Here is a 16,415-nt window from a genome sequence, read left to right on the forward strand (position 1 = left end):
GACGCCCCGCTCATCAGGGCTTGCCGTTGCCCTATACAGCCAGGATCTGCCCGCCGCCGTAGCTCGACTGCTCCGGCGCGGCGCCGCCCAGCGCCATCTTCACCGCGCAGTACTTGAACTCCGGGATCTTGCCGAAGGGGTCCAGCGCCGCGTTGGTCAGCTTGTTGATCGCCGCCTCGTAGTAGCAGAACGGCACGAACACCGCGCCGCGCGGCGTGCCGGTGTCGGCCCGCGCGTAGAGCGTGACTTCGCCGCGGCGCGATGCCAGCGTGACCACGTCGCCCGGCTTGCCGCCCAGCGCGTCCAGGTCCAGCGGATGCACCAGCGCCACCGGATCGGGCTCGATCGCATCCAGCACGCCGGCGCGCCGCGTCATGCTGCCGGTATGCCAGTGTTCAAGCTGGCGGCCGGTGATCAGTACCATCGGGTAATCGGCGTCAGGCCGCTCGGCGGCCGGGATGATATCGGCCGGCACGAAGCGCCCGCGGCCGGTGGCGGTCGGGAAGCTGTCGATGAAGATCACCGGTTCGCCCGGGTCGCCCTCCTTCGTGCACGGATAGGTCACGGCGTGCTCGCGCTCCAGCCGCTGCCAGGTTACGCCGCCGATGCTGGGCATGGCCCGGCGCATCTCCTCGAAGACCTCGGCCACGCCGGCGTAGTGCCAGTCCAGCCCGAGCTGCGCCGCCATCTGCTGGATGATCCACAGGTCCTGGCGCGCCTGCCCCGGCGGATCCAGCGCCTGGCGGCCGAGCTGCACGGTGCGGTCGGTGTTGGTGAAAGTGCCGGTCTTCTCCGGGAAGGCCGAGGCCGGCAGCACCACGTCGGCCAGGTAGGCGGTCTCGGTCAGGAAGATGTCCTGCACCACCAGGTGGTCGAGCGCGGCCAGCGCCTCGCGCGCGTGCTCGGCGTCGGGGTCGGACATGGCCGGGTTCTCGCCCATGATGTACATGCCGCGCACCTCGCCGCGCTCGATCGCCTGCATCACCTCGACCACGGTCAGGCCGGGCTCGCGGTCCAGCGGCATGCCCCACAGCGCCTCGAAGCTGGCGATCGCCAGCGGATCGTCCACGCGGCGGTAGTCGGGGTACATCATCGGGATCAGGCCGGCGTCGGACGCGCCCTGCACGTTGTTCTGGCCGCGCAGCGGATGCAGGCCGGTGCCGGGGCGGCCGATCTGGCCGGTCATCAGCGCCAGCGCGATCAGGCAGCGCGCGTTGTCGGTGCCATGCACGTGCTGCGACACGCCCATGCCCCACAGGATCATCGAGCTCCTGGACGTTGCATACAGCCGCGCCACTTCGCGGATGACCTCGGCCTCGATGCCGCACACCGGCTCCATCAGCTCCGGGCTGTACGCCGCCACATTGCGCTGCAGTTCGTCAAAGCCGATGGTGCGGCTGTCGATGAAGTCCTGGTCGACCAGGCCCTCGGTGACGATCACATGCATCATCGCGTTGAGCAGCGCCACGTCGGCATCGGGCTTGAACTGCATAAAGCGGTGGGCAAAGCGCGCCAGGTCCGAGCGGCGCGGATCGGCCACGATCAGCTTGGTGCCGTTCTTCACCGCGTTCTTGATCCAGCTGGCCGCCACCGGGTGGTTCACGGTCGGGTTGGCGCCGATCACAATCACGACCTCGGCCTTGTCGACATCCATCACCGGGTTCGACACCGCGCCCGAGCCGATGCCTTCCAGCAGCGCCGCCACGGACGAGGCATGGCACAGCCGCGTGCAGTGGTCAACGTTATTGCTGCCAAAGCCGGTGCGCACCAGCTTCTGGAACAGGTAGGCCTCTTCATTGCTGCCCTTGGCCGAGCCAAACCCCGCCAGCGCACGCTTGCCGTGCGTGTCGCGGATCTGCGCGAGCCTGCCGCCGGCCAGCGCCAGCGCCTCTTCCCAGGTGGCCTCGCGGAACACGTCCATGACGTGGTCCGGATCCATGACGAAGTCGCCCTGCTTGGGCACGCCTTCGCGGCGCACCAGCGGCACCGTCAGCCGCTGCGGATGCTGCACGTAGTCAAAGCCGTAGCGGCCCTTCACGCACAGCCGCTCATGGTTGGCCGGGCCATCGCGCCCTTCCACGAACAGGATGCGGTTGTCCTTGACGTTGTAGGTCAGCTGGCAGCCCACGCCGCAATAAGGACAGACCGAGTCCACCTGCTTGTCCGGCACCGCCAGCGCGGCGTCGCGCGCGGGCATCAGCGCGCCGGTGGGGCACGCCTGCACGCATTCGCCGCAGGCCACGCAGGTGGACGCGCCCATGGGGTCGTCCATGTCGAACACGATGCGGGCCTCGTCGCCGCGCAGCGCCAGGCCGATCACGTCGTTGACCTGCTCGTCGCGGCAGGCGCGCAGGCAGCGCGTGCACTGGATGCAGGCATCCAGGTTGACGGCGATGGCCGGGTGCGACAGATCCGCCGCCACGCGTTGGCGCGGGGCAAAGCGCGGCTTGCCGAGCTCCAGCTTCGCGGCCCACTGGTCCAGCTCGTTTTGGCGGGTGTAGTCGGTCTCGGGCATGTCCGACTGCAGCAGCTCCAGCACCGTGCGCTGGGCGCGGCGGGCGCGGTCGGACTCGGTCTGCACCTGCATGCCTTGCGCGGGATAGCGGCAGCAGGACGGGGCCAGCACGCGTTCGCCCTGGATCTCGACCATGCAGGCGCGGCAGTTGCCGGCCGGCTCCAGGCCGTCCTTGTAGCACAGGTGCGGCACGTCAAAGCCTTCGCGTTGCGCCACCTTCAGCAGGCTCTCGCCGGGCTGCGCACACACCTCACGGCCATTGAGCGTGAAGGTGACGGCTGGCTCCGCGGATTCGACAAGCGCGCGTTCGGCGCGGGTCAGTGCATTCATGTCTGTCTCTCAGGCTCGGGCCGGCATCAGGCCAGTTCTTGCGGGAAATACTTGATCACGCAGTCGACGGGATTGGGCGCGGCTTGCCCCAGGCCGCAGATCGATGCGTCGCGCATCACCGCGGACAGGTCATCCAGCGCCGCCAGGTCCCACTTCGGCTGCCGGATCAGGTCCAGCGCCTTGGCCGTGCCGCTACGGCACGGCGTGCATTGTCCGCACGACTCATGCTTGAAGAAGTGCATCAGGTTGCGCGCGGCCTGGGTGGCACTGTCCTGATCGGACAGGATCACCACCGCGGCCGAGCCGATAAAGCAGCCGTAGGGCTGCAGCGTATCGAAATCCAGCGGGATATTGCCCATCGACGCCGGCAGGATGCCGCCCGACGCGCCGCCCGGCAGGTAGCCGTAGAACGCGTGGCCGTCGAGCATGCCGCCGCAGTATTCGTCGATCAGCTCGCGCACGGTGATGCCCGCCGGCGCAAGGTGCACGCCGGGACGTTTTACCCGGCCTGACACCGAGAACGAACGCAGGCCCTTGCGCCCGTTGCGCCCCTGCGAGGCGAACCACTCGGCGCCCTTCTCGATGATGTCGCGCACCCAGTACAGGGTCTCGAAGTTGTGCTCCAGCGTGGGCCGGCCGAACAAGCCGACCTGCGCCACATAGGGCGGACGCAGCCGCGGCATGCCGCGCTTGCCTTCGATTGATTCGATCATGGCCGACTCTTCGCCGCAGATATAGGCGCCGGCACCGCGGCGCAGTTCGATCTTCGGCAGGCCGGGGATGGGCGGGGCCTGCTGCAGCCGCAGTAGTTCTTCAGTCAGCAGCGCGCGGCACCCGGCATATTCGTCGCGCAGGTAGATATAGATTGCAGACACGTTGACCACGCTCGCCGCAATCAGCATGCCCTCCAGAAACCGGTGCGGATCGCGTTCCAGGTAGACGCGGTCCTTGAAGGTGCCGGGCTCGCCCTCGTCGAGGTTGATCGCCATCAGCCGGGGCGCGGGCTCGTTCTGCACGATGCGCCATTTGCGCCCGGTCGGGAAGCCTGCGCCGCCCAGGCCGCGCAGGCCCGAGTCTTCCATCGTGCACAGCACGGCGGCCGGGTCCAGGCCGCCGCTGGCGAGGGACTTCAGCAAGGCATAGCCGCCGTCCTGCTGGTAAGCGCCGTAATCGATGTAGGGTTCGGGCGCATGGCGCACGGCTTTGGCCTGCACGGCGGCATCGATGGCCTCAGCCGTGGCAGCGTCGACCGGGTTCTGCCCCACCAGCGCCGCTGGCGCCTTCTCGCAGCGGCCGATGCAGGGCGCGGCGACCACGCGCACCTCGGTGCCAAGCAGCGCCGGCAGCTTGCCGATCAGCGCCTGCGCGCCCGCCAGTTCGCAGGCAATGCCTTCGCACACGCGCACGGTCAGCGCGGGCGGCGGCGCGATCTGGCCGTCGGCATCCTCGCGCACCACGTCGAAGTGGTGGTAGAAGGTGGCGACCTCATAGACCTCGGTCATCGACAGCCGCAGTTCGCTGGCCAGCGCCACCAGGTGCGGCATCGCCAACTGGCCGTGGCGGTCGTTGATGCAGTGCAGGTGTTCGATCAGCAGGTCGCGCCGGCGGGGCATGTCGCCCAGCGCCACGCGCACTTCGGCCAGCGCGGCCGCGTCGACCTGCCGGCCCTTGGGCTGGCGGCGCTTGCGCTGCCGGCCAAGCCCCGTCGCCTCGATAGGAATGACAACCTGGTTCATGGCGTGCCTGGATTCTGTTTGTGGGTGTCCGATGTGCGATCAGGAAGGCGCCCGGCGGGCTGCCTTCCTGTCGCTCTTTCTATTTTGGTATTGTGCTACCGGGTGTGGCGCCTGTGCAGGCATCGCAGCCGCCACACCCGGGTCATGCCGGCGCCGGGGGGCACCGTACTGCTTTCTTCATCAGGTCAGGTCTTCCGGCACGGTACGGTAGCCCATCGGTGCCGAGGTATTGGCGCGCACAAACTTGCGGGCATGGGCCTCGCGCATCGGCTTGAGCACGAACAGCGCCATCACCGCAGTCAATGCCGCCATGCCCGAGGCCACCATGAAGACCGCATGCCAGCTGCCGGTGACGGTCGTGATCACGCTGGAGAACGGCACCAGCAGCGCGGCCGTGCCCTTGGCGGTGTACAGCAGGCCCGCGTTGGTGGCGGCAAACTTCGGCCCGAAGGTGTCGCCGCAGGTGGCAGGGAACAGGCTGTAGATCTCGCCCCAGGCAAAGAACACCACGCCTGTCAACACCACGAAGGCAACCGGATGATGGCCGTACTTGGACAACAGCAGGATGCCGATGGCCTCGACCCCGAAGGCAAAGAACATGGTGCGTTCACGGCCGATGTGATCGGAGATCCAGCCGAAGAACGGGCGCGTCAGGCCATTGAGCACGCGGTCGATGGTCAGTGCGAAGGTCAGCGCCGGCAAGGTCAGGCCGAGGATCGAGATCGGCGCGTCGTGCAGGCCGAAGTCCTTGGCGATCGGGCCGAGTTGCGCCGTGGCCATCAGGCCGCCGGCAGCCATCATCACGAACATCGCATACATGACCCAGAAGATCGGCGACTTCAGCACCTCGCGCGGCGAAGCGTTGTAGGTTGCGGCAGCCTTCAGCGTGGACTTCACCTCGCTCAGGATCTTGGCCGACGGCGGGTACAGGGCCATGCCCAGGATGAACACGATCAGGCCCTGGCCAAGACCGAACCACAGGAACGCGGCTTCATAGCCCGAGGTCTTGATCATGTTGGCGATGGGCACCACGGTCAGCGCAGAGCCCGCGCCGAAGCCAGCCGCAGTAATCCCCGCGGCCAGGCCCCGGCGATTGGGGAACCACTTCAGCGCGTTGCCCACGCAAGTGCCATACACCGCGCCCGCGCCAAGGCCGCCGATCGCCGCCGCAAAGTAGAGCATCGGCAGCGAGGACGCCACCGAATTCAGTGCCCAGGCAATGGCGCACAGCAGGCCGCCGCCCACCACCACCGGACGCGGGCCGTACTTGTCGACCAGGTAGCCCTCGATCGGCACCAGCCAGGTTTCCGTCACGACGAAGATGGTGAAAGCCACCTGGATCGCGGTGCGGCCCCAGTGGTACTTGTCATCGATCGGGTTGACAAACAGCGTCCAGCCGTACTGCATATTGGCGATCATCGCCATGCAGATCACGCCGAATACCAGCTGCACCCACGGCGACGCAAAGCGCGACGTGGACTCCCTCTGCTGCAATTCCATGATGTCTCCTTATAGCGGCATGCCGCCAAGGTGGAAGATGGGCGCCTGTAGACGCCTCTGCGTGACTCTCAGTCGAAGAACAGCTGAGCCGTTCTAGTGCTATACGGTATGTGATATATCAGCTAAGTCAAGCGTATTCGTCGCGGCTTTGCAGCATTGGTTTGCGGCGCGCCTCACCCGGCCAACCCGCGCTACTGCCGGACTGGTGCGCCCGCTGCATCAATGACTGCCCCGATAGCATCCGGAGTCCTTGGAAATCAAGCAGTTGCCCTGGGCCGGCACATCAATTGGCCGACCGCAGGCATCCGCAAGAATGCCCGGGGATCGCGCCCTGGGAAAAACCGGGAAAACGGTCGGTTGGGGAAAGTCCCTAGATGCATACATTAATGTCTGGCGACGCATGTATGGACTTTAGAATGATGCCGCAGGGGGATGTTCCAGGCACCGCGGGGGAAGTCGGGACGGGTGGCGCAGGCGAGATTGCGCCCGGCGACCGCTGGCAGCGAACAGCAGGAAGATGTGTGGCGGCCGCAGGTTCGCGCAAACCCTGCCCTGGCGCGCGGCAAACGCCGCAACGCAGGAGCCAACCGTGTGACAGCAAGATGCTGCGTGATACTGCTACAAGGGATGCCGGCCGCTACAACCCTTGCCAGAGGCGCTCTTCAGCGCAAAAGGCGCATGGCGCCCGCGTGCCTTACGCGTAGGCGAGTTCACCTGCAGCGGGCACGATGCTCGACGGGCTGGCACGGCCCACGCCATGGCTTTCCTGGTTCGAACCCAGGCCCGCGAAGCGGCCATGCTCCTGCGCGGTCACCAGCACGTCCACCGGCAGGCGCGTAGCCAGCAGCGTGGTCACGCCGACACCGACAGCAATCAGGCCCAGGCCAAGAGCGAGAAGAAGAGCGACTTCCATTTGAAAACTCCAATAGCGTTGTGATCAGGAGTTTTCATTATATGCTGCGCCGCAGTATGTGTAAATATCCTGTATGTGATATATCAATAGAAGTCCTGCACTAATACAACAACGGATATTCGATGAGATGATGGGATCACACCACAGTGGTTTCGCGGCGGCTGGCAGGCGGCTCGTGGTACTCCAGGCCGCGCAGGGCATCCCAGATAGCTGCAGCATTGGGCTTGAGCGAACGGCTCTTGCGCCGCACCAGCATGACCGTCGAGGTCACCTGCGGGCGCAGCGGCCTCATCACCGCCGCGGGATGCATGCCGCCGGCCTGCGCCCGCGACGGCAGCACGCCGATGCCCAGGCCCAGCGCCACCATGCCGAACACAGCCGCGAAATGGCCGAGCACCTGCAGCGAGCCCGCCCGCACGTGGTAGCTGCTGAGCGCCTTCTCCACCGCTGGCTGCATGCCGCTCTGCTGATCCAGCGTCAGCACGCTGGCATCGCTCAGGTCGCCCCACCCTACCGTGTCGCGCTCGGCCAGCGGGTGCCTGGCGGGCAGCACGGCGTGATAGACGTCGACGCACAGCGGCTCGCAATAAAGGTCGTCACCGGCGCGCGGGTCGGTCGCGATGCCGAAATCCACCTCGCCGCTGCGCACACTCTGCAGCACCGACTCCTGCGAGCGGTCCTTCAGGTGGATGGCTATCGCCGGCCACGCCTGCCGGCAGCCTGCCAGCCACGTCGGCAGCGACATCGAACTGAGCACCGGGTCCGAGGCAATCTGCACCAGGCCCTGGCACGGGCGGCTGGCGCTCTGGCTGTCGCGCAGGGTCTGCTCCACTTCTTCGATCAGGTGGCAGATGCGCTGCGACAGGTGCTGGCCGGCATCGGACAACTCCACCTGGCGCGTGGTCCGGTCGAACAGGCGCTGGTCGATCTCCTCTTCCAGCTCGCGCACGCTGCGGCTGACCGCCGACTGCGTCAGGCCCAGTTCAACCGCCGCGCGCGTAAAGCTCTTGTGCCGCGCCACCGCGGCAAAGGCTTTCAGTTGGGGGAGCGAGATATTCATGGCCTGCCTCCCTGCCCCGCGCCGGCATGGCTGAGGCGAAGCCTGTCTTCAGGCATGGCGTGGGGTCGCGGGTCACGCACCGTTGCATCCAGTCCGGTCACGGTAGTCTCCTTGATTTTTTTCGTGGCTTTCGTAGCTGTAGGCAGCCATCGTTGTTATCGGCCATGCTTGTGGCCAGTGGCGGGCTCCTGCGCAAGCCGGAGTGCCGGATTCGGGCGGGGCATGAGTTTCTGACAATTGATGCTACTTGAATCTAAGATCAGCACTGCATAAAGTTTTTTATCGTTTATATAGTCAATCGTTTATATATCGCACGGGACCAGGATGAAGAACGCCACGCTGCGGCAACTGAAGGTCTTTGAGACCGTTGCCCGCCATATGAGCTTTTCGCGCGCAGCCGAGGAACTGCACCTGACGCAGCCCGCGGTATCGACCCAGGTGCGGCAGCTGGAGCACCATGTGGGACTGCCGCTGTTCGAGCAGCTCGGCAAGAAGATCTACCTGACCCCGGCGGGGCATGAAATGCTGCATTACAGCCGCAGCATCATCCAGCAGTTCCGCGAGGCCGAAGACGCCATGTCGCAGCTCAAAGGCATCTCTGGCGGCCGGCTCAATGTCGCGGTGATCAGCGCCGGCGACTACTTCTTTCCGCGCCTGCTGGCCGAATTCATGGACCGCCATGAAGGCGTGACGCTGAACCTGGCTGTGCACAACCGCGAGGAACTGCTGCACCAGCTGGCCGGCAACCTTACCGACCTGGCAGTGATGGTGCGCCCGCCCGAGGGCATGGACACCATCAACGAGGCCTTTGCCCCCCACCCCTATGTCATTGTCGCCGCGCCCAGCCATCCGCTGGTGGGCCAGCCCAATATCCCGCTTGCCGAGCTGGCGGATGAAGCGTTCGTCTCGCGCGAGAAGGGCTCGGATACCTGGAACTCGATGCAGGAAGGCTTTGCCGGCCGGCTGTCGAACATGCGTATCGCCATGGAGATCAAGAGTACCGAGACCATCAAGCAGGCCGTGATCGCCAATATGGGCATCGCCTTCCTGTCCGCGCATACCGTCGGCCTGGAGTTGCAGGCCGGCAAGCTTGTGGTGCTGGACATCGAAGGCTTCCCGGTCATGCTCAACTGGTATGTGGTGCACCGCAAGAACAAGCGGCTGCCGCCGGTGGCGCTGGCGTTCAAGCAGTTCCTGATGGAGGAAGGAGCCGGACTGATCGAGCGGATCACGGGCGTGGAAGGACTGATCCGTCTCAATGTATAAACGATTGATTATGGTTTTGCTATGAAACTTTAATTATCGTAAATCATTCGATTTCCCTATGCTTGTCTCAACCCAACCGCCAGCGCGCATTCGAGGAGACCAGCATGAACCAAGTCCAGCAGGAAAGCCGCCACGCCGCCATCACCGTCGGCTCCGACAACCAACCCATTGCGCGCGAAACCCAGCTCGCCGCCTACAACGCTGCCTTTATCGAACTGGGCCTGCGCTTCCGCTGGGACGCCGAGATGTATGAATGGCTGTGCGGCATCGAATGCGAGAAGGCGCGCGTGGCCCGCTATATCGAGGAACATCACGCACACCTGCTGGCCGCCTATGACGCCGCCTTCCTGAGCGGACTGATCTTCGAGAAGAAGAACGAATACCTGCGCGCGGTCGGCCATCTCAACTGAGCGGGTCCGATCGGTTCACGGCGAGGCGCGCGAGCGGCCTCGCCCTTTTTGTTTGCTCTGCTAGTCCCTCAGGCCAGGTCCGCCTCTTCTGCCTTGACTGCCGGGCGGACCAGCCGCTTGATGCGCTTGCGCGGCCTTTGCGCCGCGACCCACAGGTCGTATGCCATCTGCATGCCGCTCCACATCTCGCGGCTCGCGCCCAGGGCCTCTTCCAGGCGAATGGCGATGTCCGGCGTGATCGAGGAATGCCCGTTGAGGATGCGCGAGAGCGTTGCGCGCGTCACGCCGATGTGTGCGGCGAACGCCGTGATGGTCATATCGTCCAAGCCATCGAGCCAATCGGCCAGCACCGCGCCGGGGTGCGGCGGGTTGTGCATGCGCGTCATGATGATGTCCTTCAGTGGTAGTCCTGGTAATCGACGACGATGACGTCGATGCCGTCGAACATGAATGTCAGCCGCCAGTTGCCATTGACACTGACGGACCAGTGGCCGGACTTGTCGCCGCCCAACAGGTGCAGCTTCCAACCTGGCACCCCCATGTCCTGGGGTCTTGTCGCCTGATCCAACGCACCGAGCTGATTGCGCAATTTCTGCGCGTGATGCGGCTGGATTCCCGCCTTGGAGCCAGTCTCGAAGAAGCGCCTGAGGCCCGCGTGGGCGAAACTCTTGATCATCGATGTCCAGGTAGCAGAGTGTATAGCGTATAGATACGCTATACAAGCGATAGAAACTTGCTTGTGTTGCGGGGACGGACTCTATCACCTGAATAACACCGGAATCCCTGTCGGCAGCTGCTTTTGAGCCATTGCTCATTCCGCACCTGGGGGATAGTAATGTGCCTGCTGGCATAACTCATTGCCAAGCCGAAGCGATGATCGGCCACGGCAAAGCAGCGAGCGCTCTCTGGCTATCTATTCGGAAAACTCGGGGGAGAAAAACGAGACGTGCGCGGCGGCCCCGGCTGGAACCGCTGCGCAAATGGGGAACAGCGGAAATCGCCGCAGGCGCCTCAGGCCTGTTCCTTGACCTGGTTTTCCAGCTCCACCAGCCGCTTCTTCAGCGCCCGCTCCTCCTGGAAGCGCACGGTCTCGTCACGAATGACCGCGACGATGCCGGTCACGTTGCCGCCGACGTCCTTGAGCAGCGCCACGGTGAAGGCGATCGACATGGACTTGCCGTCCTTGTCTACCGCGGGCACCTTGAGCAGGTCGTGGCCATAGCGGGTAATGCCGGTCGCCATCGTCTTGTCGTAGCCCTCCCAGTGCCGCCCGCGCAGGCGCTCCGGGATGATCAGGTCGAGCGACTGGCCCATGGCCTCGGCCTGGGTAAAGCCGAACATGCGCTCGGCAGCGGGGTTCCACAGCGTGATGGCGCCCTTGGCGTCGGAAATGACGATGGCGTCGCCAATGGCGGACACCAGTTGCGCGTAGTCGATCTGGTCTGTCATGGGGATTCCCTTTCGTTGTCGCCAGCGCCGGTCGGTGCCGGCCTGTCGTTGCCATCAAGGTAGCTTGCCACAGGGCGGCGCCGCAAGCGAAAACGCCGGAGCCCGCTGTGCGCGAGGCCCCGGCGTACGCACCGGCACACGTGCCGGCGGGCAGCGTCAGATCACCTGGGACTCGCGCAGGCGCTTGATGTCGTCCGCACCGTAGCCCAGGCCGGCCAGCACCTCGTCGCTATGCTCGCCCAGCAGCGGCGACCCGGTGATCTCCGGCTTCAGGTCGGAGAACTTGATCGGGCTGCCCACCGTCAGGTAGGTGCCACGCTCCTTGTGCGGGACCTCGGTGATGCTGCCGCTGGCGCGCAGCGACGGGTCGTCGGCGATTTCCTTCATCGACAGCACCGGCGAGCACGGGATGTCGAACTTGCGCAGGATATCCACGGCCTCGTACTTGGTCTTGTCGGCCAGCCATTCCTCGATGGTGTTGAAGATATCGAAGATATGCGGCTGGCGCGCCTTGGCCGTGGCGTAATTGGGATCGGAGATCCATTCCGGCTTGCCCAGCGCCTTGCAGATCGGCTCCCACGCATGGCCCTGGATGGTGAAGTAGATATAAGCGTTGGGATCGGTCTCCCAGCCCTTGCACTTCAACACCCAGCCCGGCTGGCCGCCGCCGCCCGCGTTGCCGCCGCGCGGCACCACGTCGCTGAAGCTGCCGTGCGGATACTGCGGGTACTCTTCCAGGTAGCCCAGGCGGTCCAGGCGCTGCTGGTCGCGCAGCTTGACGCGGCACAGGTTCAGCACCGCGTCCTGCATCGACACGGCCACCTTCTGGCCCTTGCCGGTCTTGTCGCGGCCGATCAGGGCGGTCAGGATGCCGATGGCCAGGTGCATGCCGGTGTTGGAATCGCCCAGCGCGGCGGCGGACACCGTCGGCGGGCCGTCCCAGAAGCCGGTGGTCGAGGCCGCGCCGCCGGCGCACTGTGCCACGTTCTCATAGACCTTCAGGTCTTCATAGTGGTGGCCGTCGCTGAAGCCCTTGACCGAAGCCACGATCATCTTGGGGTTCAGCTCGTTGATGCGCTCCCACGAGAAGCCCATGCGGTCCAGCGCGCCCGGGCCAAAGTTCTCGACCAGCACGTCCGATTCGCGGATCAGCTGCTCCAGGATCTTCTTGCCTTCCGGCTTCTTGGTATCCAGCGTCAGGCTGCGCTTGTTGCTGTTGAGCATGGTGAAGTACAGCGCATCGACATCCGGGATGTCGCGCAACTGGGTGCGCGTCACGTCGCCGGAACCCGGGCGCTCGACCTTGATCACGTCCGCGCCGAACCACGCGAGAAGCTGCGTGCAGGCGGGACCGGCCTGGACGTGCGTGAAGTCGATGATCTTGATGCCGTTGAGTGGGAGGTTCACTTTCGCTCTCCTATTGGATTAGAGGGGTGAAATTCGGGTGAATTACTTCTTGGCCGAGCTTTGCGGATTCAGATTGGTCAGACGACCGCTTTCGGTGCCCGCAGCCGGGTCGATGACGGCGTTGACCAGCGTGGGCTTGCCCGAGCGCAGGGCTTCGTTCACCGCGGCTTCGAGTTCCGCCGTCGTGGTGACGTTGTGGCCGACGCCACCGAACGCTTCCATCATCTTGTCGTAGCGCGCGCCCGGGACGAACGTCGTGACCGCGGGATCCTTGCCGCCGGTCGGATTCACGTCGATGCCCTTGTAGATGCCGTTGTTATTGAAAATGACGATGCAGACCGGCAGGTTGTAGCGGCAGATCGTCTCGACTTCCATGCCCGAGAAACCGAACGCACTGTCACCACACAGCGCCAGCACCGGCTTGTTGGTCTCGACCGCCGCGGCGACTGCGTAGCCCATGCCCACGCCCATCACGCCCCAGGTGCCCACGTCGAGGCGCTTGCGCGGCTCGTACATATCGATCACGGCACGGGCGTAGTCCAGCGTGTTGGCGCCTTCGTTGACGAAAGAGATGCTCGGATTGGCCTTGATGACATCCTTCAGCACACGCAGCGCGGTGTGGAAGTTCATTGGCGAGACGTCCTTGTTCAGCAGCTCGCCCATCTTCGCCAGGTTCTTGTCCTTGCGTTCGTACACCGCGTTCAGCCATGCGGCGGGCGGCTTGGCGAAATTGTTGCCAACCTTGCCGAGGATCGCCGACACACACGAGCCGATGTCACCCACCACCGGCGCGGCGATGGCGACGTTGCTGTCCATCTCGGTCGGCGAGATGTCGATCTGGATGAACTGCTTCGGGCCGCCCCAGGTCTTGCCCTTGCCGTGGGCGAGCAGCCAGTTCAGGCGGGCGCCGACCAGCATCACCACGTCAGCTTCGGCCAGTACATAGGAGCGGGCGGCCGAGGCCGATTGCGGGTGCGTGTCGGGCAGCAGGCCCTTGGCCATCGACATCGGCAGGTACGGAATGCCGGTCTTTTCGACCAGCGCGCGGATGTCTTCGTCGGCACGTGCATAGGCGGCACCCTTGCCCAGCAGGATCAGCGGGCGCTTGGCGTTCTTCAGCAGTTCCACGGCGCGGTCGACCGAGTCCGGTGCCGGCAGCTGGCGCGGGGCCGGATCCACCACCTTGATCAGCGACTTCTTGCCCTTCTCGGCTTCCAGCGACTGGCCCAGCAGCTTGGCCGGCAGGTCCAGATACACGCCGCCCGGGCGCCCCGACACGGCGGCACGAATGGCACGCGCGATACCGACACCAATGTCTTCAGCGTGCAGCACGCGGAAGGCGGCCTTGGCGTGAGGACGGGCGATGGCCAGCTGGTCCATCTCTTCGTAGTCACCCTGCTGCAAATCGACGATCTCGCGCTCGCTCGAGCCGCTGATCAGGATCATCGGGAAGCAGTTGGTGGTCGCATGTGCCAGCGCCGTCAGCCCGTTCAGGAAGCCGGGCGCGGACACGGTCAGGCAAACGCCCGGCTTTTGCGTGAGAAAGCCGGCAATCGCTGCTGCGTTGCCTGCGTTCTGCTCGTGACGGAAGCTGATGACGCGCATGCCGTTGGCCTGCGCCAGACGAGCCAGATCGGTGACCGGAATGCCGGGCAGGCCGTAGATGTTTTCGATGCCGTTCAGCTTCAGCGCGTCGATGACCAGATGAAAACCATCGGTTTGTGCCTGATGTTCTTCCGCGGCGTGACGCTGCAGCTCGTTTCCGACTTCTGCCATGGTTGCTTCCTTCTATACAAATTGACTGGGGTTGGAATTCTTCTGTTTCAGGGGGTCTTCCGCGGTAGTGCTCTCGGCCCGCTTCGCTACGACTTCGGAGAGACTTGTTCCCCTCGGGGGACTCCTGTTCGTAGTACGCGGGGGTGTCCCCTTGCTTCAACCTCTGCCGGTCCGTTCGACCGGTCTTAATGACATACGGTATGTGATATATCAGAACGACGCAAGAGGAATTTCCACTAGGGTTTCAACTTTCGTCGGTGCAGTGCAGCAATCTTGCAGGCAACTACGGCCAAAACAGCGTAATTCCTGAAGGTGCGTTATTCATGCGCAACCGGCAGAGATTTCCAGCTATGCGGAGGCCTGGAAATCTCGTCTGCAAATCGCATTTAGATATATCACATACCAGATTTTCAGCGGCAATACGGCCCTCTGGAACGCCTTGCCAGGTGCTGGCACCTTTCCGGATGCCAACGCCCCCCAACGAGAACAAGAATGTGGGCTGGCCTCAGCCGGAAGCCCGGCCAACTTCACCAGGCTTCCCCCAACCCTTCACACCAGGATTAGTCGCCCTGGCGCGCAGACGCGCTGGCCAGGAACGCCGCGTCGGACACGCGCACTGCCTCGGCATGCCCGGTAATAAAGCGCCTGCGCATGGGCGCCAGGAACACCTTGGCCGAGATCCCTGCCGCAATCGTCACCACGGCCGCCACCGAGAACACCGCGCCCCAGCCGCCATATGCCGACAGGATCGACGCCAGCGGCACCACCATCGCCGCCGTGCCCTTCGCCGTGTACAGAGTGCCCGCATTGGCCGCCGCAAACTTGCTGCCGAAGGTATCGGCGCACAAGGCCGGGAAAATCGAGAAGATCTCGCCCCAGAACAGGAAGGTCAGCGCGGCGAAGAACATGAACCAGTATGGGTTGTGCCCCATCTGCATCAGCCCGAGCAGCGCCAGGCCTTCGCCGATGAAGATCACGAACATGGTGTTCTCGCGCCCGAACCTGTCCGACAGGAAGCCGCACAAGGGCCGCGTAAAGCCATTGCACAAGTTGTCGATCGACAAGGTCATGGTCAGCAGCGGCAGCGTCATGCCCAGCATCGTCACCGGCATCGAGGCGAAGCCGAAGTCCTTGGCGATGGGCCCGAGTTGCGCCGTCGCCATGATCCCGCCCGCCGCCACCGCGACGAAGCTTACATAGATCAGCCAGAACACCGGCGTCTTTACCATCTGCCCCGGCGAGAACTCCACCGGGTTGGTCAGCACCGCCTTGGCCGCCACCGCGCCCTTGGGCGCCTTGGGCTTCACCAGCAGCAGCGCCAGCACGAAGATGCACACGCCTTGCAGGATGCCGAAGGTCAGGAAGGCCTTTTCATAGCCCGAGCTCTGGATCATGTTGGCGATCGGGATCACGGTGATGGCCGACCCCGCGCCGAAGCCCGCGGCCGTCAGCCCTGCCGCGAGGCCGCGCTTGTCCGGAAACCACTTCAGCGCATTGCCGACGCAGGTTCCGTAGACGCCGCCTGCGCCGATGCCGGCAATCACAGCGGCCGTATACAGCTCCGGCAGCGTGGTCGCATAGGCATTCATCACCCATGCCAGTCCGGCACAGATCGCCCCGCCCGCCACGACCGGGCGCGGGCCGAACTTGTCCACCAGCCAGCCTTCCAGCGGCACCAGCCAGGTTTCGGTCACGATAAAGATGGAAAATGCCACCTGGATGGCGGACGTGCCCCAATGATGCTTGGCGTCCATCGGTGACACGAAGAGGGTCCAGCCGTACTGCAAGTTCGCCACCAGCCCCATGCAAACCACGCCGATTGCAAGCTGGATCCAACGGTTCTGCAGTCCACGCCCGTTCACGTTGCCGTGACCGGCAGGGGCCGATACTTCAAAATGCGCCATTTGTCTTGTCTCCTGGTACTGTTTGTTTGCGCCTCGGCGGGCACTTCAGGGTCTCGTGGGAAGCCCTTTTCACAACTGGACCGGCGCCTGGCATTGCGGCACATGAAGTCGTGGATTGATGCTACCTGAAGCTTAATTTGACCTGTCTT

General features: G+C 64.6%; 13 protein-coding genes. 2 read left to right on the forward strand and 11 right to left on the reverse strand.

The genetic code is table 11. The features are described from left to right. Positions 1 to 31 precede the first annotated feature (31 nt). The 5 genes from fdhF to ACREYQ_RS25715 all read right to left on the reverse strand — a co-directional run bounded on the left by fdhF (position 32) and on the right by ACREYQ_RS25715 (position 8,054). A complete protein-coding gene (gene fdhF, locus ACREYQ_RS25695; RefSeq protein WP_432260801.1) occupies positions 32 to 2,845 on the reverse strand; it encodes a formate dehydrogenase subunit alpha in 2,814 nt (937 codons plus the stop codon). A 26-nt stretch (positions 2,846 to 2,871) separates the two neighbouring features. Further along, positions 2,872 to 4,581: an NADH-ubiquinone oxidoreductase-F iron-sulfur binding region domain-containing protein gene (locus tag ACREYQ_RS25700; RefSeq protein WP_432260802.1), complete on the reverse strand. Its 1,710-nt coding sequence runs from the start codon at positions 4,579 to 4,581 to the stop codon at positions 2,872 to 2,874. 180 nt (positions 4,582 to 4,761) lie between these two features. Next, on the reverse strand, positions 4,762 to 6,081 hold the full coding sequence (gene oxlT, locus ACREYQ_RS25705) for an oxalate/formate MFS antiporter (protein ID WP_432260803.1): 1,320 nt from the start codon (positions 6,079 to 6,081) through the stop codon (positions 4,762 to 4,764). Between the two features lie 694 nt (positions 6,082 to 6,775). Continuing rightward, a complete protein-coding gene (locus ACREYQ_RS25710; protein ID WP_432260804.1) occupies positions 6,776 to 6,994 on the reverse strand; it encodes a hypothetical protein in 219 nt (72 codons plus the stop codon). A gap of 136 nt (positions 6,995 to 7,130) precedes the next feature. Beyond that, positions 7,131 to 8,054 carry a LysR family transcriptional regulator gene (locus ACREYQ_RS25715; RefSeq protein ID WP_432260805.1) on the reverse strand — a complete coding sequence of 308 codons (924 nt, stop codon included), beginning with the start codon at positions 8,052 to 8,054 and terminating at the stop codon, positions 7,131 to 7,133. Between the two features lie 324 nt (positions 8,055 to 8,378). On the opposite strand from ACREYQ_RS25715, the gene ACREYQ_RS25720 reads away from it, so the two are divergent. Both ACREYQ_RS25720 and ACREYQ_RS25725 read left to right on the forward strand, forming a co-directional pair. Then, on the forward strand, positions 8,379 to 9,320 hold the full coding sequence (locus ACREYQ_RS25720) for a LysR family transcriptional regulator (RefSeq protein ID WP_432260806.1): 942 nt from the start codon (positions 8,379 to 8,381) through the stop codon (positions 9,318 to 9,320). Between the two features lie 104 nt (positions 9,321 to 9,424). After that, positions 9,425 to 9,730, forward strand: coding sequence for a LysR family transcriptional regulator (locus tag ACREYQ_RS25725; RefSeq protein WP_432260807.1), 306 nt, complete (start codon positions 9,425 to 9,427; stop codon positions 9,728 to 9,730). 68 nt (positions 9,731 to 9,798) lie between these two features. On the opposite strand, the gene ACREYQ_RS25730 is transcribed toward ACREYQ_RS25725, so the two are convergent. The 6 genes from ACREYQ_RS25730 to oxlT (ACREYQ_RS25755) all read right to left on the reverse strand — a co-directional run bounded on the left by ACREYQ_RS25730 (position 9,799) and on the right by oxlT (ACREYQ_RS25755) (position 16,266). Continuing rightward, the gene (locus ACREYQ_RS25730; protein WP_432260808.1) at positions 9,799 to 10,116 is read right to left on the reverse strand and encodes a HigA family addiction module antitoxin; all 318 of its coding nucleotides are present in this window, start codon (positions 10,114 to 10,116) and stop codon (positions 9,799 to 9,801) included. Between the two features lie 11 nt (positions 10,117 to 10,127). Next, positions 10,128 to 10,406 (reverse strand): type II toxin-antitoxin system RelE/ParE family toxin, encoded by a 279-nt coding sequence (locus ACREYQ_RS25735; protein WP_432260809.1) that lies wholly within the window; start codon positions 10,404 to 10,406, stop codon positions 10,128 to 10,130. A gap of 335 nt (positions 10,407 to 10,741) precedes the next feature. Continuing rightward, on the reverse strand, positions 10,742 to 11,179 hold the full coding sequence (locus tag ACREYQ_RS25740; RefSeq protein WP_432260810.1) for a PAS domain-containing protein: 438 nt from the start codon (positions 11,177 to 11,179) through the stop codon (positions 10,742 to 10,744). 156 nt (positions 11,180 to 11,335) lie between these two features. Beyond that, positions 11,336 to 12,586 (reverse strand): formyl-CoA transferase, encoded by a 1,251-nt coding sequence (gene frc, locus ACREYQ_RS25745; RefSeq protein ID WP_316157033.1) that lies wholly within the window; start codon positions 12,584 to 12,586, stop codon positions 11,336 to 11,338. Positions 12,587 to 12,628: 42 nt separating this feature from the next. Continuing rightward, positions 12,629 to 14,362 carry an oxalyl-CoA decarboxylase gene (oxc, locus tag ACREYQ_RS25750; RefSeq protein WP_432260811.1) on the reverse strand — a complete coding sequence of 578 codons (1,734 nt, stop codon included), beginning with the start codon at positions 14,360 to 14,362 and terminating at the stop codon, positions 12,629 to 12,631. 560 nt (positions 14,363 to 14,922) lie between these two features. Further along, complete coding sequence (oxlT, locus tag ACREYQ_RS25755; protein WP_432260812.1) at positions 14,923 to 16,266, reverse strand: oxalate/formate MFS antiporter; 1,344 nt, start codon at positions 16,264 to 16,266, stop codon at positions 14,923 to 14,925. Positions 16,267 to 16,415: the final 149 nt, after the last annotated feature.

Source organism: Cupriavidus sp. TMH.W2, assembly GCF_050847365.1.
Classification (GTDB): Bacteria; Pseudomonadota; Gammaproteobacteria; order Burkholderiales; family Burkholderiaceae; genus Cupriavidus.